Annotated in this window: 15 protein-coding genes; all 15 read left to right on the forward strand. The window is 31.7% G+C overall.

All coding sequences use genetic code 11. The features are described from left to right. The first annotated feature begins 294 nt into the window (after positions 1-294). The 15 genes from rnr to ACNG5D_RS11975 all read left to right on the forward strand — a co-directional run bounded on the left by rnr (position 295) and on the right by ACNG5D_RS11975 (position 26,728). On the forward strand, positions 295-2,496 hold the full coding sequence (gene rnr / locus ACNG5D_RS11905) for a ribonuclease R (RefSeq protein ID WP_418183743.1): 2,202 nt from the start codon (positions 295-297) through the stop codon (positions 2,494-2,496). Positions 2,497-2,551: 55 nt separating this feature from the next. Continuing rightward, positions 2,552-2,845, forward strand: a complete 294-nt coding sequence (locus ACNG5D_RS11910; RefSeq protein WP_418183744.1) for a YbjQ family protein — start codon at positions 2,552-2,554, stop codon at positions 2,843-2,845. Positions 2,846-2,924: 79 nt separating this feature from the next. Continuing rightward, positions 2,925-3,602 (forward strand): head GIN domain-containing protein, encoded by a 678-nt coding sequence (locus ACNG5D_RS11915; protein ID WP_418183745.1) that lies wholly within the window; start codon positions 2,925-2,927, stop codon positions 3,600-3,602. Positions 3,603-3,695: 93 nt separating this feature from the next. Next, entirely contained in the window at positions 3,696-6,503 is a 2,808-nt protein-coding gene (locus tag ACNG5D_RS11920; RefSeq protein ID WP_418183746.1) for a triple tyrosine motif-containing protein, read from the forward strand. Between the two features lie 232 nt (positions 6,504-6,735). After that, positions 6,736-9,876, forward strand: coding sequence for a SusC/RagA family TonB-linked outer membrane protein (locus ACNG5D_RS11925; RefSeq protein ID WP_418183747.1), 3,141 nt, complete (start codon positions 6,736-6,738; stop codon positions 9,874-9,876). Between the two features lie 18 nt (positions 9,877-9,894). Beyond that, positions 9,895-11,397 carry a RagB/SusD family nutrient uptake outer membrane protein gene (locus ACNG5D_RS11930; RefSeq protein ID WP_418183748.1) on the forward strand — a complete coding sequence of 501 codons (1,503 nt, stop codon included), beginning with the start codon at positions 9,895-9,897 and terminating at the stop codon, positions 11,395-11,397. An 18-nt stretch (positions 11,398-11,415) separates the two neighbouring features. After that, positions 11,416-13,491: a PKD domain-containing protein gene (locus ACNG5D_RS11935; RefSeq protein WP_418183749.1), complete on the forward strand. Its 2,076-nt coding sequence runs from the start codon at positions 11,416-11,418 to the stop codon at positions 13,489-13,491. A 12-nt stretch (positions 13,492-13,503) separates the two neighbouring features. Next, positions 13,504-15,177 carry a family 16 glycosylhydrolase gene (locus ACNG5D_RS11940; protein ID WP_418183750.1) on the forward strand — a complete coding sequence of 558 codons (1,674 nt, stop codon included), beginning with the start codon at positions 13,504-13,506 and terminating at the stop codon, positions 15,175-15,177. 114 nt (positions 15,178-15,291) lie between these two features. Then, positions 15,292-18,753, forward strand: a complete 3,462-nt coding sequence (locus ACNG5D_RS11945) for a hypothetical protein (RefSeq protein WP_418183751.1) — start codon at positions 15,292-15,294, stop codon at positions 18,751-18,753. Between the two features lie 3 nt (positions 18,754-18,756). Beyond that, positions 18,757-20,019 (forward strand): glycosyl hydrolase family 17 protein, encoded by a 1,263-nt coding sequence (locus ACNG5D_RS11950; protein ID WP_418183752.1) that lies wholly within the window; start codon positions 18,757-18,759, stop codon positions 20,017-20,019. Positions 20,020-20,031: 12 nt separating this feature from the next. Further along, positions 20,032-21,048, forward strand: a complete 1,017-nt coding sequence (locus ACNG5D_RS11955; protein ID WP_418183753.1) for a glycoside hydrolase family 2 TIM barrel-domain containing protein — start codon at positions 20,032-20,034, stop codon at positions 21,046-21,048. Between the two features lie 52 nt (positions 21,049-21,100). Further along, positions 21,101-22,540 (forward strand): glycoside hydrolase family 30 protein, encoded by a 1,440-nt coding sequence (locus tag ACNG5D_RS11960; RefSeq protein ID WP_418183754.1) that lies wholly within the window; start codon positions 21,101-21,103, stop codon positions 22,538-22,540. A gap of 28 nt (positions 22,541-22,568) precedes the next feature. Continuing rightward, the gene (locus ACNG5D_RS11965) at positions 22,569-24,131 is read left to right on the forward strand and encodes an MFS transporter (protein ID WP_418183755.1); all 1,563 of its coding nucleotides are present in this window, start codon (positions 22,569-22,571) and stop codon (positions 24,129-24,131) included. 17 nt (positions 24,132-24,148) lie between these two features. After that, positions 24,149-25,078, forward strand: a complete 930-nt coding sequence (locus tag ACNG5D_RS11970) for a glycoside hydrolase family 17 protein (protein ID WP_418183756.1) — start codon at positions 24,149-24,151, stop codon at positions 25,076-25,078. Positions 25,079-25,429: 351 nt separating this feature from the next. Then, a complete protein-coding gene (locus tag ACNG5D_RS11975; RefSeq protein WP_418183757.1) occupies positions 25,430-26,728 on the forward strand; it encodes a T9SS type A sorting domain-containing protein in 1,299 nt (432 codons plus the stop codon). Positions 26,729-26,745 lie beyond the last annotated feature (17 nt).

Genomic DNA, 26,745 nt, shown 5'->3' on the forward strand with positions numbered 1-26,745 from the left:
ATAATTGTTCATTACCTATCAACAATATTCAATAAAATACATATCAAAATAAAAGTTAAAAAAGTTATACCGCTATTAACACACTATAATAACCATTAATTATTTTTTTAAATTTTAAAAGAAAATTATTTATATAATATATAATGTGGATAACTTGAATTTAACAATAAAAAAATACGATTTAATATTAAAACCGTAGCTTTGTAAAAAGAAATAGCAAATTCTTCGCACTAATAATGCTATTTAATAACAAAATTTCCAATACCTTAGGAAATATAATTGATTACAAATTAAATGAGTAAAAAAAGAAAAGGGAAATCCAAAAAGAAAGGCATTTCCAACCTAACAAATACAATTTTAAGTATTTTAAAAAAAGAGAAAAACCAAAGCTTTAATTATAAACAAATTGCTGCAAAATTAGGAGTAAACGATGCTAGTAGCAGAAATCAAATTATAAAAACATTAGCCAAATTAGCTACTAAACAAGAAATTGAACAAGTAGAACGTGGTAAATTTAAAGCAGTTATAAATACAGAATACCATATAGGAATTCTAGATTTGGCTGCAAAAGGAAACGGTTATATTATATGTGATGATTTTGAAGATGATGTTTTTATAGCATCAAACAATATTAACAAAGCCTTACACGGAGACGAAGTAGAATTTTATGCTTACAAAAGAAGAAAACGTGGTAAAATAGAAGGCGAAATTACCAATATTATTAAACGAGCAAAGTCTGAATATGTAGGTGTAATTCAAATGCACGAAAAAAAGAATTTTGCTTTTGTAGTTGTTGATAGTAATAAAATGTACAAAGATATTTTTATACCTATTAACAAAATAAATAAAGCAGAAGATGGCGATAAAGTTTTGGTAAAACTTGAAGATTGGCCAGATAATGCCGATTCTCCTTTTGGAAAAATACTAGAAGTTTTAGGTAAACCAGGCGAGCATAATACCGAAATACATGCTATTTTAGCAGAATATGGTTTACCATTAGAATTTCCTTATGAAGTAGAACAGTTTGCAAACCAAATAGATACATCTATAACTAAAGAAGAAATTGCTAAAAGACGCGATATGCGTAAAGATTTAACCTTTACGATTGACCCAAAAGATGCTAAAGATTTTGATGATGCATTATCTTTTGAAATTTTAGATAACGGCTTGTACGAAATAGGAATTCATATTGCCGATGTATCGCATTATTTACAAGAAGGCACCATTTTAGACGATGAAGCTTACGAGCGTGCCACATCGGTTTATTTAGTAGATCGTGTTGTGCCTATGCTTCCAGAAGTATTATCAAACAATGCCTGCTCTTTACGCCCGCATGAAGAGAAATATACCTTTTCGGCAGTATTTCAAATGAATGATAAAGCAGAAATTAAAAACCAATGGTTTGGGCGTACGGTAACGTATAGTGATGCCCGTTATGCTTACGAAGAAGCTCAAGCCGTTATAGAGACCAAAACCAATACTATTCCTGCAGAAGTATCATTAACAGGGAAAACATATAAAACCAATCAAAAATTAGCCGATGCCATATTAAAAATGGACGAATTAGCAAAAATTATGCGAGGTAAGCGCATGCGCGAAGGTGCTATTTCTTTTGATAAAGTTGAAGTAAAATTTAATTTAGACCAACAAGCAAACCCTATTGGAGTATTCTTTAAAACCAGTAAAGATGCTAATAAACTAATAGAAGAGTTTATGCTTTTAGCTAACCGAAAAGTATCAGAATTTATAGGAAAACAATCACCTAAAAAGACATTTGTATATCGTGTACATGACGAGCCAGACGATAGTAAATTAGCAGCATTACAAAACGTAGTAGGCAAATTTGGATATAAACTTAATTTTAAAGACAGAAAAAGCACAACAGCCTCTTTAAACAATTTACTAAAAGAAGTAAATGGAAAAAAAGAACAAAACTTAGTTGATACGCTTACTATTAGAAGTATGAGTAAGGCCGAATACACAACCCATAATATTGGGCATTACGGTTTAGCTTTTAATTATTATAGCCATTTTACATCGCCAATTCGTCGTTATCCAGATGTTATGGCGCATCGTTTGTTACAACATTATATTGATGGTGGTAAATCTGTTAATGAAGAAGCTTTTGAAGAAAAATGTAACCACTCTAGTAATATGGAAAATCTAGCTACAAAAGCCGAACGCGATTCTATAAAATACATGCAAATAAGGTTTATGGAAGACCACAAAGATGAAGCATTTGTTGGTGTAATTTCTGGAGTAACAGATTGGGGTATATATGTAGAAATAATTACTAATAAATGCGAAGGAATGGTAAGTGTTCGCGATATGAAAGACGATCATTACGCCTTCGATCAAGATTTATACGCTATGGTAGGCCGAAATAACGGTTTAATTTATCAATTAGGCGACGAGGTAATTGTAAAAGTAAAAAATACCGATTTGGTTAAAAAGCACCTCGATTTTAATTTAATAGGAAAACCTACAGATGCTTAAAAATAGTTTGTAACATTTTAAGTATTTAATAAACAAATAATAAAGCTTTAAAACCATGATATTAACAACTACAAACTCTATTGAAGGCCATAAAATTCAAGATTATTTAGGTATAGTAACAGGGGTATCTTCAAATATAAAAACATCGTTTTCATTTAAAACAGAAAAAAATATGAATATGATAAACGATGTTATAAATAAAGCTAAAGAACAAGCTTTTCAAAATTTAAAAACCCACGCAATACATTTAAAAGCTAATGCTGTTGTAGGTATTCAATTAGATATGGAAACAGAAACAGGTTCTTACTTTTTTGTATCTGTTACAGGAACAGCAGTTAAAGTTGTTTAATATGATAATGTTTTGCTAAAGTTTAATATGCAGATAACAATTATTAATAATTTTACGTTTTCAATAAAAAAATAGTAAAATGAAAACCTTAATTAAAGTCGTTGTACTTTTTATAACAACAATATGTTTAGCACAAAAGCCAATAGAAAAAACTATTGGAGAATTTAGCGAATTAAAAGTTTACGACCTTATTGAAGTAGAACTCATTAAGTCTGATATAGATAAAATTAGTATTACAGGAAAAAATGCTGCCGATGTTTTAGTAAACAATAAAAATGGCACATTAAAAATAAAAATGAAGCTAGAAGAAGCTTTTGATGGTAGTAAAACCAAAGTAAAACTACATTACACTAATATTGATGTTATAGATGTTAATGAAGGTGCTTTTGTACACTCTGAAACACCAATAGAGCAATTTGAAGTAGATTTAAACGCCCAAGAAGGAGCTAAAATTAATGTAAATGTAAATGTAAAATATATAAATGTTAGAGCAGTAACCGGAGCAGATATTATAGTTAAGGGGCTAGCCAAACATCAAGATATATCCATTTACACAGGAGGCGATTTTGATGGAAAACTTTTAAAAACAGAATTTACAGAAGTTTCTATTCGAGCTGCAGGTGAAGCTTATGTAAATGCTTCGCAAAAAGTAATAGCAAAGGTAAGAGCAGGAGGCAATATTTTTATTTACGGAAACCCACAACAAATTGAAGAAAGCCGAATTTTAGGAGGACGAATAAAAAGAATAGAAGAATAAGTTATATAATATTTAATCTATACATGAACTATACAACCCTTGTTTAAGGCTATAATTTTAGTACCTTAGTAACTTAACAAATTGTATATTTTCATGAAAAGCTTAAAGTTTTTCTTTCTTCTATTTACATTTGGGATAGTTTTTAGTTTAATTTCTCAAGAGCACCCACCTATAAATGTTTTTTATCCAGAAGATTATGGTGCAGAATCTCAAAATTGGTCCATATCTCAATCTAACAATCATTATTTATATTTTGCAAATAATAAGGGTTTATTAGAATTTAACGGAGCAAAATGGAATTTATACCATTCACCAAACGAAACCATAATACGAGCAGTAAAAGTTATTGATAGTTTAATTTATACAGGAAGTTATCATGATTTTGGATATTGGAAAAAAGATAAATTAGGTGTTTTAAATTACACTTCGCTTTCAAAAAAATTAAATATTAATTTCTTAGAAGATGAAGAGGTTTGGAATATAGTATCTTTAGAAAATTGGATTTTATTTCAATCCTTAAATCGCATTCATATTTTTGATAAAACGAATAATACTTATAGTGTTATTAATTCAATATCAACAATATCAAAAATATTCAAGGTTGGAAAAAACTTATATTTTCAAAACTTAAATTATGGCCTTTATAAAATAGAAAACGGAAAAGATGTTTTAGTTTTAAACGATGCTATTGTTAAAGATAATGTAATAGTAAACATTTTTAATTATAAAGATAGTTTATTAATACTTACTCAAGATCAAGGCTTTTTTAAATTAAAAAATAGAAATATTACCCCTTGGGTAATTCCTTCAAGCCATTTATTAAAAGATGTAAGTGTATTTAGTGGTATTCAACTTTTAGATAAAAGTTTTGTTTTAGGAACTATTTCAGATGGTTTAATTCACTTAACTAGTAACGGTGAAGAAAATTTTATAGTTAACCAATCAAACGGTTTAAGTAATAATACAGTTTTATCTGTTTTTGAAGATAACGATAATAATATTTGGTTAGGTTTAGACAATGGAATTAATAATATAAATATAAGGTCTCCATATCATTTTTATTATGATAATAGTGGTACAATAGGAAGTGTATATACCTCTAAAATTTATAATGATACTTTATACTTAGGTACCAACCAAGGTTTATTTTATAAACCTTTAAAAAATAAGCAAAAATTTAGATTTATAGAAGGCACACAAGGCCAAGTATGGTGTATAGAAATTATTAATAACACCTTGTTTTGTGGCCATAACATGGGAACATTTGTTATTAATAATAATAAGGCTACTAAAGTATCTAACATACAAGGTACATGGCAAATTAAAGCCATTAATAACAATTTAATTATACAAGGAAATTACGATGGTTTGTATATTTTAGAAAAAATAAAAAATACATGGAAAAGTAAAAATAAAGTTGAAGGTTTTAACATATCAAGCAGGTATTTCGAGTTTTTAAATAAAAACGAAATTTATGTAAGCCACGAGTATAAAGGTGTTTATAAACTTAAAATAAATAACAATTTAACAAAAGTGCTATCTTATAAAAAAGATAGTTTAATGCAAAAAGGATTAAGAACTAGTTTAATTAAATACAATAATAACTTGCTATATACAGGCAATAATGGTGTATTTAAATTTAATACTTCAAAAAATAAATTTTTAAAAGATACACTATTAAGTAAATTAATAAATAATAAAACATTTACATCTGGAAAACTCGTATCAGATAATAAAACTAATAAACTTTGGAGTTTTTCAACAGAAGGCATAAATTACTTAACACCCTCAAAACTTAGTGGAAAACCCGAAATTAAATCTATTACTTTTCCAGTAGATATTAGAAAAGATATTATTGGTTATGAAAATATTACACATATAGATAACGAGTTATTTTTGTTAGGTTCGTCTACAGGATACACTATAATCGATTTAAATAAAATTAAAAAAATAGATAGTAAAATTAATATTAATACTATAAAAGTTAGTCAGTTAAAAAATGATGATTCTATAAAGTATGTTAATCCTACATTTTCAGAAAAATTTAAAAACTTAGAAAATAATATTGAATTTACTTATAGTATTGCAAAGTATTTTAAAATTTTAAAGCCAAAATATCAGTATAAACTAGAAGGTATATATAATAATTGGAGTAATTGGACAACTAATGGTAGTGTACAGTTTGAAAATCTTCCTTATGGTAATTATACTTTTAAAGTACAAGGTAAATTAGGAAATCAAGTAACAATAAATACAGAAAGTTATAGCTTTAAAATAAATAGACCATGGTATTTATCTAACATAGCTATTGTATTTTATATATTAATTGTATTACTTTTTTCATTGTTTATGCATAATGTATATAAACGTTATTATAAAAAACAACGCGAACGATTAATGCAAAAAACAACCCGAGAGTTTCATCTTAAAGAACTTGAAAATAAGCAGCAGTTAATGCGTTTTAAGAATGATAAGTTAAGAGAAGATATAGAGCATAAAAGTAGAGAATTAGGAATTTCTACTATGAATCTTATTAAGAAGAATGAATTTTTAAATACAATTAAAAAAGAGCTTGAAAATACCGAAAACCATAAAAGTTTACAACATGTAATTAAAATAATAGACAAGAATTTGAATAATACAGATGATTGGAACTTATTTCAAGAAGCTTTTAATAATGCCGATAAAGATTTTTTAAAAAAGATAAAAAGCCTACACCCAAGTTTAACAGCAAACGATTTACGTCTTTGTGCTTATTTACGTTTAAATTTATCATCAAAGGAAATAGCACCACTTTTAAATATTTCTCCAAAAAGCGTTGAAGTTAAACGCTACAGATTAAGAAAAAAAATGGATTTGGCTCACGAATCTAGTTTATCTAATTATATTTTAGAAATATAATTTCCACAACATTCCTTCTTTTTACCTATACAACACCACAACATTTATTTTTTTCGCTAATATTTATTAGCTTTTAATTAAAAATTAATTTGATAATTTTCCTTTGTATTTATTGGGCTTTTAGCAATAATAATTACTTTTTTTTATCATGTATATTTTTTGTTGGGGTATTTTTTGTTAATAATTCCTTAATGCCTCCTTAATTTTACCATAAACAAAAACTAACAAATTTATGAGACACACGCTATTACAAATTTTAGCTTTATTCTTTATCTCTTTCGCTAGTGGTCAGAATATAGATATAAGCGGAAATGTTCAGGATGAAACAGGGTTTCCTATTCCTGGGGCGAATATCATTGTTAAGAACACCTCTAAAGGTACCACAACAGATTTTGATGGTAACTTTATCTTAACAGGAATTGAAAAAGGAACTACAATATCTATAAGTTACATTGGTTATATAACTAAAGAGGTATTAGTTTCAGATAACAAAAAATTAATTATTCAATTACAAGAAGATTTAGCTCAGTTAGATGAAGTTGTTGTAGTTGGGTATGGTACACAAAAAGTTACTAAGGTTTCTGGAGCTATTTCAACAGTAAAGTCAGAATCTATTGAAAAATTAAAACCCTTAAGAGTTGAAGAAGCTTTACAAGGTAGTGCTTCGGGTGTTTCTGTAATACAAAGTGGTTCTCCTGGGAGTAAGCCAACAGTATTGGTTCGTGGTATTCCTTCTTTTTCTGGTGTAGACCCTGTAGTTATTATTGATGGAGTTCCGCAATCTTTAGACGATTTAAACTCTATAAGTTCGGCCGATATTCAATCTCTTAACATATTAAAAGATGCAGCATCAACTGCAATTTACGGTGTTAAAGGTGGTAATGGTGTTATAGTGGTTACAACTAAAGGCGGTAGAAAAAATAATAAAACAGAATTTAATTATAATACTTACACAGGTTTTCAATCTGTAATTAGAAAGCTAGGTTTATTAAATGCCTCAGAGTACGCTACTATGGTAAATGAGGGTAGTGCAGCAGCTGGAGAAGGTTTAATATTTTCTAATATCTCTAGTTTAGGAAAAGGTACAGATTGGCAAGATGAAGTATTTAAAAACGCTACAGTAAACTCTCATACTATCTCTGCACGCGGAGGTTCAGAAAATATAGGTTTCTTTTTATCTGCAGGTTATTTAAGTCAAGGTGGCGTTGTAGGCGGCGATGATAAATCTAATTTTAATAGAATTAACTTTACAGCAAATTTAGATTTTCAATTAGCACCAAAATTAAAGTTTTTAGTTAATACAAGTTATGCTAATATTAAAAGCCAAACGGTTGCAGAAAATGCATTTAACTCTATTTTAGGTAATGCTATTAATTTCGATCCAACAGTTTCGCCTTATAATAACAACCCTAACGATTTTGCTACTTATGGTTATAGTAACCTATTATTATCAGAAATATTTAATCCAGTACAACGTTTAGCAGATACTTATAATGAAAATAATGGCGATAAATTATACGGTAAATTTGAAATACAATACGATATTTTAGATAACCTTAAAATTACCTCGCGTTTAGGGTATACTAAATGGGATAATGTAAGTAAAAGTTTTACGCCTTTAGCATATTATGGACCAAACAATGTATCTAGTCAATATTTACCAGATGGTACTGTACCAATGCAAACAGTAGATAATGGAGATGGTACAACAAGTGTAATACCAACACACCATAATAGTGTAACAGAAACAGAAGAATCTAACTTTAGTTATACATTCGAGACTTTTGCTAGTTACAACTTTAGTTTAAATGATAAACATAATTTCGATATAGTTTTAGGAGTTTCTAGAAGCAAATCAACAGGCGACGAGATTGGTGTAACCAGACAAGATGTAAGGGATAACTCATGGTCCTGGGCAGATATTAGTGCAGCAACAGGAGTTAATACAGAGTTAAATACTAATGCTTATACAGGTTATAGCTACCAAGATTTAGAGCGTAGAAATATGTCTTATTTTAGTAGAATAAATTACGATTATCAAGATAAATACTTAGCATCGTTCTCTGCCAGACGAGATGGATCTATTGCTTTTGGTGATGATAATAAGTTTGCTAACTTTTATGCAGGCTCTTTAGGTTGGGTAGCTTCAAACGAAGATTTTTTCAATTCAGAAGCTATTAATTTCTTAAAAATTAGGGGTAGTTACGGTACTGTTGGTAACGAAAATGTAGACCCACAATATGTAAGTATTACTGTTGGTGGTCCAAGTTATAACACTACAGCAAACAGTAATGGGTATACATTTGGCACCGAGTTTGTTCCTGGAGCTACAGTAAACTCATTTAGTAATCCAACTTTAAGTTGGGAAGAGCAAACACAATATAATATTGGTTTTGATGCTACTTTATTTAATAATTTATCAATAACCGTTGATTATTTTAATAAATCGGTTGAGGGTTTATTATTTACTGATGCTCCACCACTATATGCAGGGACTTCAGAACCAGTAAAATCTAATATTGGTAGCACAGAAAGCAAGGGTATAGATTTAACATTAGGGTATAAAACCAATAGCAGTAATTTTAATTTTAATACTTCTTTAACCTTTACAGCATCCAATAATTTAGTTACAGAAACCAATAGTGATGGTACTGCATTTGTTTCTGGAGGTAGTTATTTTAATGGTCAAGCACATGATGCTACCCGATTTGAAAAAGGTTTTACACCAGGTTATTTTTACGGGTTTAAAACAAACGGATTATTTCAAAATCAAGCTGAAGTTGATGCGCATGTTACACAAACAGGAGCGCAACCAGGCGATATTCGTTTTGTAGATACTAATAACGATGGTGTTATTAATGATGATGATAAAACAAATATTGGAGACCCTTTTGCCGATTTTACTTTAGGTTGGAATTTAGGCATGAATTATAAAAACTTCGACTTTAGTATGTTTACCTACGCCTCTGTTGGCAACGATATTTTTAGAGCTTACGAGCGTAATGCTTTATACACAAATAAAGATAGGAGTATTTTAAACAGATGGACTGGAGAGGGTACAACTAATAATGCTAGCAACCCACGTTATACGTTTGCAGATTCAAATAGTAACATCAGGCCATCAGACAGATATGTAGAAGATGGAAGTTTTATAAAAATTAAAAGTTTAATTCTAGGGTATACACTACCAGAAACATCAAATGCATTTTTTAGTAAAGTTCGTGTTTATGCTCAAGCTAAAAACCTGCTAACACTTACAGAGTATAGCGGTTACGACCCAGAAATATCAGGTGGCATTTTAGACACAGGTATAGACAGAGGTGCTTACCCGCAAGCAAGAACATTTCTAATTGGTTTAGACCTTAAATTTTAACATCAAAAAAAATATATTATGAAAAACATAAAAAATAGTATTGGGTTAATCATGATACTTTCAATCTTTATAGGTTGTTCAGATGTTGTTGAATTTGATCCACATGATGAATATGCTGTAACAGAAATAGATTATTTGCAAACAGCATCAGATTATCAAACCATGGCAGTAAGTTGTTATACACCTACACAATGGTTAAATCAAATGGTTGTTATAGGTGATATTGCATCAGATAATGCTGTAGCTGGAGGTGAAAATGCTTCAGATGTTTTAGATCTTCAAAATATTGATGATTTTGATTATCAGCTTTTATCAAACAATTTAACACTTCAAGATTTATGGTCATCAGCATACGAAGGTATTAATAGAACCAATTACTTAATAAAATACAAAGATGTTAATCTTTTAGGAAACACAGTAGAGTTTGACGGTAAAGAAGCCCTTTTTGGTGAAGTTCGTTTTTTACGTGCCTATTACTATTTTAGTTTAACAAAAATGTTTGGCGATGTGCCATTGTTTACTAATGGTAAATTAGGTATTTCAGATTTTGGAACACTTCAAAGATCACCTCAAACAGAAGTTTATGCTCAAATAGAAACAGATTTATTAGACGCTATAAATGTATTACCAACATCGGCATCACAACAAGGGCGTATTACAAAATATGCTGCCCAAGCTTTATTAGGAAAAGTGTATTTATATCAAGAAAAATTTGATTTGGCAGTTCCAATGCTTGAAAACGTAGTAAATGGGCCCTTCAGTTTAATTTCAGATTATAATAGTATTTTCTTAGTAGAAAATGAAAATGGCCCAGAGTCGGTATACGAGATACAATATTCAAATGGGTCGCCTTATTATAACTGGGCAGGACAAACAAGAGGTCAAGGTAATTATGCTGTTCAGCAATGTGGTGTTAGAGGAATAAGCGGTACTGCAAATATGCCTTTTAATCCAGGGTGGAGTACAAATTTACCAACTCAAGACTTAGCAGCAGCTTTTGAAGATGGCGACCAAAGAAAAGATGCTACATGTTTTAATGTTGCAGCTTATGCAGCAGCAAACCCTAGCCTTAATGTTACCTTTCAGGTTGCGCCTTTTAAAAACACAGACTTATACAATAAAAAGTATTTACCAAGAAAAGGCCAAACAAGTGGACAAGTTGAGTTAAACTACGAAAATAACCAACGTATAATCCGTTATGCAGATGTTTTATTAATGGCTGCAGAAGCAAATTTAAGAGCAACTTCTGGTAGTGAAGCAAAAGCACAAACCTATTTAGATATGGTAAGAGATAGAGCCTTTGGAGACGAAGCCCATAGAGTTACCGCTACAGTAGAAGCAATTTGGGAAGAAAGAAGATTAGAATTAGGTATGGAAGGCGATCGCTTTTTCGATTTAGTTAGAACCGGTCAAGCTGCTGCAGTTTTAGGTAGTGGTTATAGTACAGCTACAAAAGGGCTATTTGCTATTCCGCAACGAGAAATAAATATTTCTGGTTTATCACAAAACGATGGCTATTAAAAACTAAAAAAATAAATTATGAAAACATTAAAATATATATTTAGTACCATCTTAATTATAACTCTTGTTTGGAGTTGTGAGGAAGATAAATTTGGCGAAACAGATTTTGTTAACACTATTACTGTACCTACAAATATTTCGGCAGGAGTAAATGTGGTTCCAGATAATTCTGGGCTTACATTTATTACACCAACAGGCGAAGGCGCAGTAAGTTATATTATAGATTTTGGTGATGGATCAGAGCCATCTCAATCCATCGAACCTGGAGAATATGCAGAGCATGTTTATGTTGAAGGCACTTATGAAGCTACAATAACAGCAACAAATCTTAAAGGGAACACAGCAACAGGAAAACAAACCGTTGTAGTATCTTTTAGAGCACCAGAAAACATTACAATTAATGCCGAAGTCGATAGTGCAAATCCGTTTTTATTAAATGTATCTGCAAAGGCCGATTTTGCCTCTAGTTTTTTAGTGTTTTTCAACACTTCTAATCCAGATGAAGAAGGAACACCCTTAGAAATTGATGGAACAGTAAGTAACGAGTATCCTGGCGTTGGCGATTACACAATTAAAGTTGTTGCTTTAAGTGGTGGCGCAGAGTCTAGCGAGTTAGAGCAAGATGTAACCATTTCAGCTCCTGTAGTTTTTCCTTTAGATTTTGAAGTTTTTGATGCCTCTGCATTTATCGGCTTTGGTGGGGCATCTGCTACGGTAATTGATAACCCAGATTCAGACGGAAATACATCTGCAAAAGTAGGCGAAATTGTAAAAGGAGGTCCAGAAGTATGGGCAGGAAATGTAATTACTATGTCTTCTCCTATCGATTTTAGTCTTAAAAAAGCAATTAAAATGAATGTTTGGTCTCCAAGACCAGGAGGTAAACTAATATTAAAAATTGAAAACCTTGACGATGGTTCTATCTTTATTGAAAAGGAAGCTACCTTAAATGGGAATAGTAGTTGGGAAGAAGTTATTTTTGATTTAGCAGATATTGATGAGTCTCAATCGTATCAAAAAATAGTTTTATTTTTCGATTTTGGTGTCGTTGGCGAAGGTGGTTCAGATTGGACTTTCTATATAGACAACATTAACCAAACTATACCTTCTAGTGGAGCAACAGGATTGCCTGGCCAATGGGTAATGGCTCCAGAAGGAGGTGCATTAGGTGTTGGTCCAAATGCTGGGAATTCAGAATGGTGGAATTGTGATGCAGCTTGTGTAACCAGCAGAGCATGTTTTTATGACGATGTTTATGTATTTGGCGAAGACGGCTCATTCCAAAATGTTTTAGGAACTGATACTTGGGTAGAAGGATGGCAAGGCGGAGGTGATGCTTGCGGGGCACCTGTAGCACCACACAACGGTTCTAACCCCGCTACATATACTTATAATGAAACAGCAGGAACTGTAACAATAAATGGGGTTGGTTCGTATATAGGTATTCCAAAAGCTTATAATGGCGGAGAATTAACAAACTCAGCTGATGCTCCTAGTTCAATTACTTACAATATCGAATTTTTAGATGATGATACCATTTCTGTTAATATAGATATTGGAGGAGGATTCTGGAATTATAAACTAATTAGAGCAGGAGTAGTATCAACACCATTAACAGGAACTTGGCAAATGGCCAATGAAGGTGGTGCATTAGGTGTTGGCCCATCGGTTGGAGATACATCTTGGTGGAATTGTGATGCAGCCTGTGTAACAAGTAGAGCGTGTTATTATGATGATTTATATGTGTTTGGTGAAGATGGATCGTTTCAAAACGTTTTAGGTGCACAAACCTGGACTGAAGGATGGCAAGGAGGAGCAGACTCTTGCGGAACTCCTGTAGCACCACACGACGGATCTATACCAGCAACCTACACTTACAATAGTAGCGAAGGTACAATAACACTTAATGGTAAAGGAGCTTATATAGGCTTAGCTAAAGCGGTTAATGGTGCAGAACTTACAGACCCTAATGCAGCACCAGACTCAGTAATATATAATGTAGAGTTTCTTGATAGTAATACCATTAATGTAAATATAAATGTTGATGGTAGTGGCGGAACCGTTTTTTGGCAATATAAGCTTGTAAAAATTTAAAAAAATTAGATTATGAAAAACATAAAATATTATATCGGATTATTTTTAACACTAGTGCTAATTAGTACTAGTTGCCAAGATGATGATGCCGTAATAGGAGATCTTATAGCTCCAACCAATGTAACCATAAGTGCCGAAGTTGTTGGTGTAGATGCCGAAAACCCTTATGGAGATGGTAGCGGAATTGTAAAATTTAAATCTACTGCAGATAACGAAATAACTTATCAATTCGATTTTGGTGATGGTAAAAAAGGTCTTTCACCTTCTGGAGAAATAGAACATAGATTTACGGTTACTGGAGTAAATACCTATACAGTAGTTGTAAATGCTGTTGGCACAGGAGGCATTATGTCAAGTGCTACAATTAATGTTGAAGTTTTTAGCTCTTTCTCAGATCTTGAAGCTGTAGAAATGCTTTCTGGAAATGTTGTTGGAGGCTCTAAAACATGGTATTGGTCATCAAACATTCCCTTACATGTGGGTTTAGGCCCTGTTGAAGACGATTATGGTAATGGCGAATTTGCTTGGGAAGCTTGGTGGAATGCTATTGGACCATGGGATGAAGAAAAATACTGTATGTATACTAACGAGTTTGTTTTTACAAGATTAGAAGAAGGAGTAACGTTCGAGCAAACTGTAGGGCCTGCTTTTGTACCAGGAACATATGCAGGCGTTATTGGTGTAGATGGAGACACTTGCCATGATGAAACTGTAGCACCAACAATGTTTGGTCTTAAAAACGTATCATTTGCTCCATCAAGTTCTAAAGCTGCTGTAGAAGGAAGTTATAACGAACAGCCTTATAGAGGAACAACTTTCGAAATTTCTGATGGTGGTTTTATGGGTTGGTATGTAGGAGCTAGTACGTATGATATTATTTCAATCTCTGATGATTTATTAGAAGTTAGAATTATTGAAGCAGGAGGAGGAAATGCTTGGTATCATAAATTTACATCAACCAAACCTGTAGAAGGCGAAGCAGTATTTGAGTCTGAATATAACACTTTAGCTTGGTCCGATGAGTTTGATACTAACGGCGCTCCAGATGCAGCAAGTTGGACCTACGATTTAGGCGCTGGTGGATGGGGAAATGGCGAAGTTCAAACTTACACAGATAACTCTAGCAATGTTATTGTAGAAGATGGAATACTTAAAATTACCGCCATAAAAGAAGGATCTAACTATACATCTACTAGATTAAAATCAATCGATTTATTCGAGTTTAAATACGGTCGTGTTGAGGTAAAAGCTAAGCTTCCTAGCGCGCAAGGTACATGGCCTGCCATTTGGATGATGGGAGCTAATTTCCCAGATGTTGGGTGGCCTCATTGCGGCGAAATTGATATTATGGAACAAACAGGATGGGATAAAAACACATCGCTTGGTACTTACCATTGGTTCGATTCTGGTACAAGTGCTCAAGCTAGTTATGGTGAGACTTCTACTATAGAAAATGCAGCTTCAGAATTTCATTTATATGGTTTAGAATGGACTCCAGAAAAATTAACCATTTTATTAGATAACGTAGCAGTAACTGTTTTAGATAATAATGCCGATTTGCCTTTTTACGATAAAGATTTTTTCTTAATTCTTAACGTTGCAATGGGAGGCACATTAGGAGGAGATATAGATCCAGCATTTACGCAAGACACTATGGAAATTGATTATGTAAGAGTTTATCAATAAATATAGAATAGACTTTATTTAAACAAAAAGGGTGGTGTATAACACTAAAATTACCCTTTTTATAACCCTAGTTTGGAGATAAAGGTTTTTAAAGCTTTTATTAAAATTAAATTTATGAGCAATACCAATTCGATATTAAGTAATAAAAGTGTTTCATTTGAAACAGAAAAGGTAGCATCAAAGCTAGTTACAATTAACGGAGAAAGCTATTTTAAAATTTCTAATAGCAATAAAATGCGTCCGTTTTTTATGAGTATAGTAAGCGACTCTAACCATTGGATGTTTATTTCAAGTAATGGTGGTTTAACAGCTGGTAGAAAAAATGCAGAATACGCCTTGTTTCCATACTATACTGACGATAAGCTTACTGAATTAGTCGATACAACAGGTAGTAAAGCTATTTTTAGAGTTATTAAAGAAGGCAAAACACAACTTTGGGAACCATTTTCAATACGTCAAACAGGAATTTATAAAACCAAAACAAGTCTATACAAGAATGTTTATGGAAATAAAATTATGTTTGAAGAAAGTAATATCGATTTAGGATTAACCTTTAGGTACGAGTGGAACTCAAGCAATACATTTGGTTTTGTAAAAAAATCAACACTAATAAATAACTCAAACGAAACGTTAAATATTAAGGTTTTAGATGGTTTACAAAATATAATTCCAAATCATGTAAATTCAGAACTACAAAATAGCCGAAGCAACCTTGTTGATGCTTATAAAAAAAGCGAATTACAAAAAGACTCTGGTTTAGGCATTTACGCTTTAAGCGCTGTTATTGTAGATAAAGCAGAGCCTAGCGAGGCTTTAAAAGCTAATATTGTTTGGTCTTATGGGTTTAACAATCCAACACATTTATTGTCATCAACTCAATTAGATAATTTTAGACGAGGCGAGGCTATACATGAAGAAGTAGATGTAAAAGCTGAAAAAGGAGCCTATTTTATTGCTTCAGAAATTGAGTTATCATCAAAATCAGAATCCAATTGGATGTTTGTTGCTAATGTAAACCAGTCAATTTCCGATGTCGTTAAAGTTTCAGAAATTATTAAAAAAGGAAATAGTATCTTAAATACAATTCAAAATGATATTGATTTAGGAACAAAAAACCTTATTAAAATAACAGGAAATGCAGATGGTTTACAACTTACTGCAGATCAATTAACTAATACACGACATTTTGCTAACACGTTATTTAATATTATGCGTGGAGGTATTTTTGACGATGATTATAAAATTGAAAAACAAGACTTTGTAAAATACATAGCAAATGCAAATAAAACTTTTTTTAACACAAAAAGTTCTCAATTAACCAATCTTCCAGAAGTATTTACTTTAAATTATTTGAAAAACTTAGCCGAAGCAGATGTAGATAAAGATTTTAAACGCTTATGTTTCGAGTATTTACCATTAAAATTTAGTAGAAGACATGGCGACCCAAGTAGACCTTGGAATAAATTTTCTATAAACACGCAAAATGAGATTGATGACTCTAAAATTTTAGATTACGAAGGTAATTGGCGCGATATTTTTCAAAATTGGGAAGCACTAGCTCATTCCTACCCAGAGTTTATTGAAGGCATGATTCATAAGTTTTTAAATGCAACAACCTTTGAAGGGTACAATCCTTATCGTGTTACAAAAGGAGGTTTTGATTGGGAAGTTATAGAAGAACACGACCCTTGGTCTTACATTGGTTATTGGGGCGACCACCAAATTATTTACCTTTTAAAATTTTTAGAGTTTATTGAAAACCATTACCCTAATACACTAGAAAAACGATTTGCAGAAAACATATATGTATATGCTAATGTACCCTATATTATTAAAAGTTATAAGGATACTTTAAAAAACCCAAAAGACACTATCGATTTTGATTATAAATTAAATTCTGAAATTGATAAAAGACGCAAAGCCTTAGGTGCAGACGGAGCCTTATTAACAGATAAAAACTCAAATATTTATAGAGTTAATTTAATTGAAAAATTATTAGCTACTGTTTTAGCAAAAATGTCAAACTTTATTCCAGAAGCAGGCATATGGCTTAATACCCAACGCCCAGAATGGAATGATGCCAATAATGCTTTAGTTGGTAATGGTGTATCTATGGTAACACTTAATTATTTGTATAGATTTTTAGTTTTTTTTGAAAAAATAGTATCAAAATCTGAAACAAAACAAGTAGAAATTTCTCAAGAGTTACTAACCTGCTTTAGCGCTATTGTTAAAACATTACAAGAAAATACAGCCATATTAGTAGGTAAAATTTCAAACAAAGACAGAAAAACAGTTCTTGATGGCTTAGGCGAAGCTGGAAGTAAGTATAGAGAAATAATTTATAAAAATGGGTTTGCTAACCAAAAATCTACATTAAAGTTAGAAGAGGTTTTAAGTTTTATTAAAGTAGCTAAAGCATATTTAGAGCATAGTATAAATGCCAACAAGCGAGATGATAATATGTATCATGCATACAATTTAATGACTCTTGAAAACGACAAAGAGGTTTCAATTTCATATTTATCAGAAATGCTAGAGGGCCAAGTTGCCGCTCTAAGTTCTGGTTACCTCTCTCCTATTCAAGCTTTAAATTTATTAGACGGTTTAAAAAGTAGTGCTCTTTTTAGAGAAGACCAATACAGTTACATTTTGTACCCAAATAAAAATTTACCTCGATTTGATAAAAAGAACAATATACCATCTAATATAGTAGAACAATCTAACTTATTAAAACAATTATTGGCAGATGGAAATCGTCAAATAATAGAACAAGATATTAAAGGAAATTATCATTTTAATGGCAACTTTAATAATGCAAATAGCCTAAAAGAAGCATTACAAAACCTAGATAATATATATAAAACTTTAGTAGATAGCGATACCGAACAGTTGTTAAAAACATTCGAAGACACTTTCAATCATAAATCGTTTACAGGCCGCTCAGGAACATTTTTTGGTTACGAAGGTTTAGGGTCTATTTATTGGCACATGGTGTCTAAATTATCATTAGCAGTACAAGAAAATTGTTTGCTAGCTATAAACACTAATGCTGATGCTATAGTGGTTGGTAGATTATTAGATCATTATTATGAAATAAATGCAGGAATAGGCGTTCATAAATCACCAAAATTATACGGAGCTTTTCCAACCGATCCGTATTCACACACACCAGCAACTAAAGGAGCACAACAACCAGGTATGACAGGTCAAGTTAAAGAAGATGTATTAACCAGGTTTGGTGAGTTAGGTGTATTTGTACGAGCAGGACAAATAATTTTTAAACCAAGTTTATTACAAACTAAGGAGTTTTTAAAAATGCCAAACACATTCTGTTTTACAAATGTTAATAAAGAAAAACAAGTTCTACAGGTTCAAGCCAACGCACTTTGTTTTACTTATTGCAAGGTTCCAGTAATTTACAAATTATCTAATAACAATAGTTTAAAAGTAGTTTACAATAACGGAAAAAGTACAGAGTCAAAAAATATGAGCCTTGATTTACAAACCTCAAAATCTATATTTCAAAGAAAAGGAGAAATAAATCACATTATGGTTTCATTAAACAGAAACTAAATAATGTTAAAATTAAAATTATTTATAACAACCTTAATAGTATTAATAATGTTAGGATGTAATGTAAAACCAAAAGACGAAAAGCAATTAACAGCTGCCGATATTTTAGGAAACCCTGAATATCTTGCAATTTCTTATGGAGGTTATCGTAAAAACACAAGAAACATTCAGCCAACAATTTCAGAACTAAAAGAAGACATGAAGTTGCTATTTGCTATGGGTGTAAAAATATTAAGAACCTATAACGTACAGCTACAACAAGCACCAAATGTATTAAAAGCTATTAGCGAACTAAAAAAGGAAGATACAAACTTCGAAATGTTTGTAATGTTAGGCACTTGGATAGATTGTGAAAACGCATGGACAGATAAAGAACCTAACCATAACGTTGAAGATGCAGATAAAAATGCCGCCGAAATATCTAGAGCAATTAATCTAGCTAAAAAATATCCAGATATTGTTAAAGTTATAGCTGTTGGTAACGAAGCCATGGTAAAATGGGCAACAAGTTACTATGTACAACCAAATGTTATTTTAAAATGGGTAAACCATTTACAGAATTTAAAGGCAGAAGGAATATTACCTAAAGATTTATGGATAACAAGTTCAGATAATTTCGCCTCTTGGGGCGGAGGTAGTAGTGAATACCATGTTGAAGATTTAGAAAAACTAATAAAAGCCGTCGATTATATTTCTATGCACACCTACCCTATGCACGATACACATTACAACCCAGTATTTTGGGGCGTTAAAGAAGAAGATTCTAAGCTATCAGATTTACAAAAAATAGATGCTATTATGTTACGTGCTAAAGAATACGCAATGGCTCAATACAATAGTGTTTTTAATTACATGATATCATTAGGAGTTAATAAACCAATTCATATAGGAGAAACAGGATGGGCTAGTTTTTCAAACCAACAGTACGGGGCTTACGGTTCTAAGGCTACAGACGAGTATAAAGAAGCCTTGTATTACAAACATATGCGAGAATGGACAAACAAATTAAACATCTCTTGTTTTTACTTTGAAGCTTTCAATGAAAATTGGAAAGATGCTCAAAACCCTCAAGGTTCAGAAAATCATTTTGGCTTATTTACAATCGATGGAAAAGCTAAATATGCACTTTGGAATTTGGTTGATAAAGGTATTTTTAAGGGTTTAACTAGAAATGGAAAACCTATATCGAAAACTTATAATGGAGATAAAAATTTATTAATGCAAGATGTTTTAATTCCCGAAAAAAATCAATTAATACCACATTAAACAAAATTATATATGGTTAAATATATTGTTTCATTATTTATTATCTGTTTTTGTTTGTCTTGTAATAAAGACAATCCAATAGGTGCTGTAACTATATTAGATAAGCATCTGTATGTAAATAATAAGCCATATATCATTAAAGGTATTTGTTACCATCCGGTTTCAAAAGGTAGTGAGTTTAGAGATTTTAAAAATTTAACTCAAGATCTTAAATTAATGAAACAAGCAGGTATAAATACTATTAGAGTTTATGCACCTATTGATGATAAATTAGTTTTAGACCAAATTTACAAAGCAGGAATAAAAGTAATTATAGGTTTTGGTTATAAGCAAGATGGTGTTTTCGATATAAAATCAAGAACCTGTATCGATTATGTAAATAAATATAAAAACCACCCAGCTATTTTAATGTGGGAATTAGGTAACGAATATAATTACCATCCCGAATGGTTTAAAGGCGATATAAATAATTGGTATTCTGTAATGAATACTACCGCAAGTTTAATACATCAAAACGATGTTTTGCACCCAGTTACAACGGCTCATGGCGAATTACCAGATGCTTTTGCACTTAGGTCTTGCCCAAATATAGATGTTTGGGGCATGAATGTTTACCGGTGGGATAACCCAGAACAAATTTTTACACAATGGAAGGCTATAAGCAATAAGCCTATGTATATATCAGAAGCAGGAGGTGATAGTTATATGACTGTTTCTAAAAACGGTTTTAATAAAGGTGTAAATGAAAAAGCTCAAGCAGTAGCTAATAAAAAAATTTTAGATAAAATTTTTAAGAATTTAGATATCTGTTCTGGTGTAACAATGTTTTCGTTTACCGATGGTTGGTGGAAAGCAGGAAATCCCGAAAGGCAAGATATAGGGGGTTGGGCACCAAATAGTAGTGGTGTGCCATACGATGGTTCTCCAAACGAAGAGTTTTGGGGCATTGTTAATATAGATAGAACAAAAAAAGAAACATTTAAGATTATAAAAACAAAGTATAATCAACAAAAAAGCAAAAATGAATAAGTACAATTACATAGTAGCTTTTATAATTATTATTTTATTATCTAGCTGTAAAATGAAACAAAAAAAAGTTGAATTTCAAGTATTTGAAACTTCAGAAAGAGGAAATAAACTAACCAAAGTTTCAGCTTTTAAACATTACGATAGTATTGTTTCAATAACATTATACCCAGAGCAAACGCTTCAAACCATTTCAGGTTTTGGTGGAGCGTTTACAGAGTCTTCAGCCTATTTATTAAATCAATTAAGTAAAAAAAACAGAGATACCATTATTAAAGCCTATTTCGCAAAAGAAGGAGCTAATTATTCTTTAACAAGAACCCACATGAATTCTTGCGATTTTTCTTTATCAAATTACTCATATACTCCTGTAGAGGGCGATAAAAACTTAGAGCATTTTAGCATTAAAGAGGATATGGATGATTTAATTCCTATGATAAAAGAAGCGCAAGCTGTTTCAGAAAACGGGTTTAATATTTTTGCCTCGCCTTGGTCTGCAGCTCCATGGATGAAAGACAATAACAAGTGGGTTGGAGGTAAATTACTTCCTGAATATTATGATACTTGGGCCTTATTTTTTTCAAAGTATATAAAAGCCTATAAAGCTCAAGGTATAGATATCTGGGGTTTTACAGTAGAGAACGAGCCGCATGGAAACGGTAACAATTGGGAAAGCATGCACTTTACACCAAAGGAAATGACCGATTTTGTTCAGTTTCATTTAGGGCCAAAACTAGAAGCCGATGGTTATGGCGATAAAATTATTTTAGGTTACGACCAAAATAGAGAAGGGCTAAAAGAATGGGTTGATGAAATGTACAGAGATGAGGCTTCATCTAAATATTTTGACGGCACAGCAATTCATTGGTATGAAAGTACATACAACTATTTTCCAGAAGCCTTACAATATGCCCATAATAAAGCCCCAAATAAATATTTAATAGAAACCGAAGGTTGTATAGATTCTCAAGTTCCAGTTTGGAAAGATGATGCTTGGTATTGGAAAAAAGAAGCCACCGATTGGGGTTACGATTGGAGAGCCCCAGAAAAGAAATATTTACATCCAAAATATGCCCCAGTAAACCGTTATGCACGAGATATTATAGGTTGCCTTAACAACTGGGTTGATGGTTGGGTAGATTGGAATATGGTACTAGATAAACAAGGCGGACCAAACTGGTTTGAAAACTGGTGTGTTGCACCTGTAATTGTAGACCCAGAAACCGATGAGGTATATTTTACACCATTATATTTTACAATGGCACATTTTAGCAAGTTTATAAGACCACAAGCTAAGGTTATTGCACACGATAATTCAGATATAAGTATTATGGCTACTGCAGCCAAAAACCCCGATGGGTCAATTTCTGTTGTTTTATTTAATGAATTTGATACAGCAAAATCTGTTCGATTAAAATTAAATGAAAGTATAATTACTTTTTCTATTGATGCCAAAGCCATTCAAACAGTTATAATTCCTAGTCAAGAAATATAGTAGCATTTAACTCAATAAAATAAAACGTATGAAGCATAGTGTAACCCCTTTAAAAGATAGAGTGCCAATGGGTCAAAAAATGGCTTTTGGAGCAGGACACTTTGTGCTTAATTTGTTACCTGGTTCGTTATCGTTTTTTATGTTTTTTCTACTTACTGCATTTGGTATGGATCCACTTTATGCAGGAATATTAGGGGCTTTACCTAGACTTTTTGATGCACTTTCCGATCCAATTATGGGTTTTATATCTGATAATACAAAATCTAATTGGGGACGCCGTAGACCCTATATTTTTGTTGGTGCAATTTTAAGTGGAATTTTATTTGCGTTTACATGGCAAATGTCTCCTGAGAATTCTCAAACGTATAATTTTTGGTACTTTTTAACCTTAACCATACTTTTTTTAGCAGGAAACACTATGTATGCTACACCATTAGTTGGCTTAGGTTACGAAATGACATCAGACTATAATGAGCGTACTCGAATTATGGCTTTCTCAAATACTATAGGTCAAATAGCATGGATGATAGTACCTTGGTTTTGGGTTATTATAGCAGACCCTCAAGTTTACGAATCGCAAGCAGAAGGTGTTAGGCACTTATCAATAATTGTGGGATCTATATGTGCAGTTTTAGGAGTTTTGCCTGCTATTTTTTGTAAAGGTATTGATGCTTCTCAAATGGAGAACAGAAAAAAAATTACGCTTAAAACTATGGCATCTAACCTTATAGACTTATGGGTTGGTATTAAGCAAGTTTTTAAAAACAAACCATTTACTAAGCTTTGTGGTGCAACTTTTTTAGTTTTTAATGGGTTTCAGTTAGTATCGGCTTTTAGCGTTTATATTATAGTATTTTACATGTACAATGGCAGTTACGAAAATGCAAGTACATGGCCAGCATGGTTTTCAACAATTACAGCTGTAATAACTGCTTTTGTTGTAATACCTATTGTTTCTAAAATGGCAAACAAATGGGGTAAACGTAAAGCTTTCATTATTTCAACAGTTATTTCAATTATTGGATATATTTTAAAATGGTGGGGTTTTGATAATCAATTAAATAAAAACTTTAACGAAACAAGTTTTGGCCAGCTATTAAATAAAGGAATGGCTTCTTTGTTTGAAGTACTAAATCCCTTTTTAGAAAGCGTAGGTATGTCATGGTTTAGTATAGATATAAGTCAAGGCGCTCCTTGGTTAATTTTTATGCCAATACCCTTTATTGCTTTTGGTCTTGGTGGATTATTTACTTTAATGATGAGTATGACTGCAGATGTATGCGATTTAGACGAACTTGAAAATGGAATGCCAAGAAAAGAAGGCACCTTCGGAGCTATTTATTGGTTAATGGTAAAAATAGGTCAATCTATAGCTTTATTTTTAGGTGGCCTTGTTTTAAAATTGGTAGGTTTTATTTCTGATGCAGAAACACAATCTATTGAAACTATGAATAGTTTAAGGGTGGCAGATATAGTTATTCCGTCAATTACAGCAGCAATAGCCATTATAATTATGTATAAATATAGTCTTAGTGAAACAAAAGCTAAAGAAATTAAAGCTCAGTTAATTGAGCGTAGAGGAGAATTATAAATATTAATAGCAAAAACATGTCTTTTAAAAAAGAAAATATATTGTCTTTATCTGGTGGTTTACAAAATAAAACTACTACAGGCTTGAATAATACATTTAATAGGATTTTAAGAAGTGGTATGCATGGTATTTGTTTTAGTGCTTACGAAGAAGGACAAAAAGCTGGCGATCAAATTACAGAAAAACAAATAAGAAGGCGTATGCGTATTTTAAAACCCTATACTAAATGGATACGCACATTTTCATGTACAGATGGCAACGAGCTTATTCCAGTTATAGCTAAAGAATTTGGAATTAAAACACTTGTTGGAGCTTGGTTAGGAAAAGACAATACTATAAATAAGAACGAAATAACAGGTCTTATAAAATTAGCTAAAGCTGGTTATGTAGATATTGCAGCAGTAGGAAACGAAGTTATGTACAGAGGCGATTTATCTGAAGATGAATTAATAGATTATTTAGTGCAAGTTAAACGAGAAATACCAAACATACCAATGGGTTATGTTGATGCTTATTACGAGTTTGCTAAGCGCCCTAAAATTACTAATGCTTGCGATGTTATTTTGGCAAATTGTTATCCGTATTGGGAAGGTTGTAGCCTAGAGTATGCTTTAATTTATATGAAAGATATGTACCATAGAGCAGTTAAAGCAGCAAATGGTAAACACGTTATTATTACCGAAACAGGATGGCCAAGTCAAGGTTTAGGATTACACGGAGCGCTTCCATCATACCAAAATGCCATAAAATACTTTATTAATACTCAAGAATGGGCTAGAGAAGATAACATAGACATATTTTATTTTTCTTCTTTTGATGAGTCATGGAAAGTAGGTACCGAAGGCGATGTAGGTGCATATTGGGGGCTTTGGGATAAAAATGAAAAACCTAAATTTTATTCAAAACAATTATCTTTTAGTAGATTAAGACAAACCATTAAAATTTAAAAACTATAAAAACATAATAAAGTATTGATATCCTGCTATTATAGTAGGATTTTTTGTTTATAAAAGAGAAAATATTTTGTTTAAAACTACTCGTGTTAAACATTTAAATAAATTAAACTATACCAGTTTAAAAATCACCACTACATTACCACAACACGCACAAATTTTATAGTTATAATAACTTTTTTAACATATTAAACAAAACCCAATTATCTGGTGTGTTAAGGCATTGTTTTAAATAAATAGCAAGCATTTTTTTTGAGATGTATGTTTTTTGTAGGGGTAAAATTTAAACATATAACAATAGGTTGTTGCTAAATTTGAGAATAACTAAATTAAAACTATATTATTATGAAAAAAATTACTTTACTATTTATTTTAATTTCTACTGTTGGTTTTACACAGGCTTCGCATACTATAGATTTTGAACCTGCAGGAACAGGTAGCGGATGGAATTGGACAGCAACAGAAGTTGCGCCTACTTTTACTGAAATAGCAAACCCTGTAAGCGGAGGTATTAATACATCTGCAACTGTAGTCGAATTTGTTGCACATACCACCGATAATAATTGGGCATTATGTTTTACAGATGACGACGGAGAATTTACATTTGATGCTACAAATGCTATTGTAAAAATAATGGTTTATAAACCAACTATTAGTAACGTAGCAATTAAGTTTGAAGGGTTTAGTGCGCCAATAGAAATTGCATCTGCAAATACAGTAATAAATCAATGGGAAGAATTAACGTTCGATTTTTCTGCACAAATAGGAAATACTTATAGCAGACTAATTATTATTCCAGATTTTGTTGTTCCTTATGGCGACGGTACAGATAGAACAACAGATAATACACTATATTTTGATAATGTTATGGTACCTAACGGAACCGTATCAGGCCCACTACCAGCGCCTACAAATGCGCCTACAGCACCTTCGTATAATGAAACAGCAAATCAAGTAATTTCTATTTATAGCGATGCTTATATGGATTTAAGTGGTACTAACTTTAACCCAGGCTGGGGGCAATCTACTGGTTTTTCGTTTGAAACAATTGATGGAAACGAAGTAATAAAATATTCTGGCTTAAACTATCAAGGAACCAATTTAGGTAGTGCCGATGGTGGTGTGCCTCAAGATGTTTCAGCACAAACTCATTTACATGTCGATTTTTGGACACCTAACTCTACTGCATTAAACTTTTATGTACTTGATCAAAGCGCAGGAGAGCTTGGTTATGCCTTACCAATTGCAACCGAAACTTGGGTAAGTGTAGATATTCCTTTAAGTTATTTTTCAACCGGAGGAGAAAACTTAACAGATATTCATCAGTTTAAAGTAGATGGAAACGGAACTGTTTACTTTGATAACTGGTATTTCTATAACGAAACAGCATTAAGTACTAAAAAATTTAAAATATCCGAAGTAAAAATATACCCAAATCCAACAAACGATATTTGGAATATTAAAGCAAACAATTTAAGTATAAGTTCGGTTAATGTTTTTGATGTTTTAGGTAAACAAGTAATTTCTGTATCTCCTAATTCTACAGAAGCGCAAATAGATGGTTCTAGACTAAAAACGGGCTTGTATTTTGCAAAAATAAAAACGAATAACGGAACAAATAGTATTAAACTAATTAAAAAATAAACATTAGCTGGTAAAAA

Source organism: Algibacter ulvanivorans, from assembly GCF_048381495.1.
Taxonomy (GTDB): domain Bacteria; phylum Bacteroidota; class Bacteroidia; order Flavobacteriales; family Flavobacteriaceae; genus Algibacter_B; species Algibacter_B ulvanivorans.

What these genes read in the sequence shown, in the direction of transcription:
- ACNG5D_RS11920 (WP_418183746.1), top strand. Translation starts at nt 3,696, where the DNA reads ATGAAAAGCTTAAAGTTTTTCTTTCTTCTATTTACATTTGGGATAGTT.
- ACNG5D_RS11940 (WP_418183750.1), top strand. Translation starts at nt 13,504, where the DNA reads ATGAAAAACATAAAATATTATATCGGATTATTTTTAACACTAGTGCTA.
- ACNG5D_RS11945 (WP_418183751.1), top strand. Translation starts at nt 15,292, where the DNA reads ATGAGCAATACCAATTCGATATTAAGTAATAAAAGTGTTTCATTTGAA.
- ACNG5D_RS11955 (WP_418183753.1), top strand. Translation starts at nt 20,032, where the DNA reads ATGGTTAAATATATTGTTTCATTATTTATTATCTGTTTTTGTTTGTCT.
- ACNG5D_RS11950 (WP_418183752.1), top strand. Translation starts at nt 18,757, where the DNA reads ATGTTAAAATTAAAATTATTTATAACAACCTTAATAGTATTAATAATG.
- ACNG5D_RS11960 (WP_418183754.1), top strand. Translation starts at nt 21,101, where the DNA reads ATGAAACAAAAAAAAGTTGAATTTCAAGTATTTGAAACTTCAGAAAGA.
- ACNG5D_RS11910 (WP_418183744.1), top strand. Translation starts at nt 2,552, where the DNA reads ATGATATTAACAACTACAAACTCTATTGAAGGCCATAAAATTCAAGAT.
- ACNG5D_RS11965 (WP_418183755.1), top strand. Translation starts at nt 22,569, where the DNA reads ATGAAGCATAGTGTAACCCCTTTAAAAGATAGAGTGCCAATGGGTCAA.
- ACNG5D_RS11970 (WP_418183756.1), top strand. Translation starts at nt 24,149, where the DNA reads ATGTCTTTTAAAAAAGAAAATATATTGTCTTTATCTGGTGGTTTACAA.
- ACNG5D_RS11915 (WP_418183745.1), top strand. Translation starts at nt 2,925, where the DNA reads ATGAAAACCTTAATTAAAGTCGTTGTACTTTTTATAACAACAATATGT.
- ACNG5D_RS11975 (WP_418183757.1), top strand. Translation starts at nt 25,430, where the DNA reads ATGAAAAAAATTACTTTACTATTTATTTTAATTTCTACTGTTGGTTTT.
- ACNG5D_RS11935 (WP_418183749.1), top strand. Translation starts at nt 11,416, where the DNA reads ATGAAAACATTAAAATATATATTTAGTACCATCTTAATTATAACTCTT.
- ACNG5D_RS11930 (WP_418183748.1), top strand. Translation starts at nt 9,895, where the DNA reads ATGAAAAACATAAAAAATAGTATTGGGTTAATCATGATACTTTCAATC.
- ACNG5D_RS11925 (WP_418183747.1), top strand. Translation starts at nt 6,736, where the DNA reads ATGAGACACACGCTATTACAAATTTTAGCTTTATTCTTTATCTCTTTC.
- rnr (WP_418183743.1), top strand. Translation starts at nt 295, where the DNA reads ATGAGTAAAAAAAGAAAAGGGAAATCCAAAAAGAAAGGCATTTCCAAC.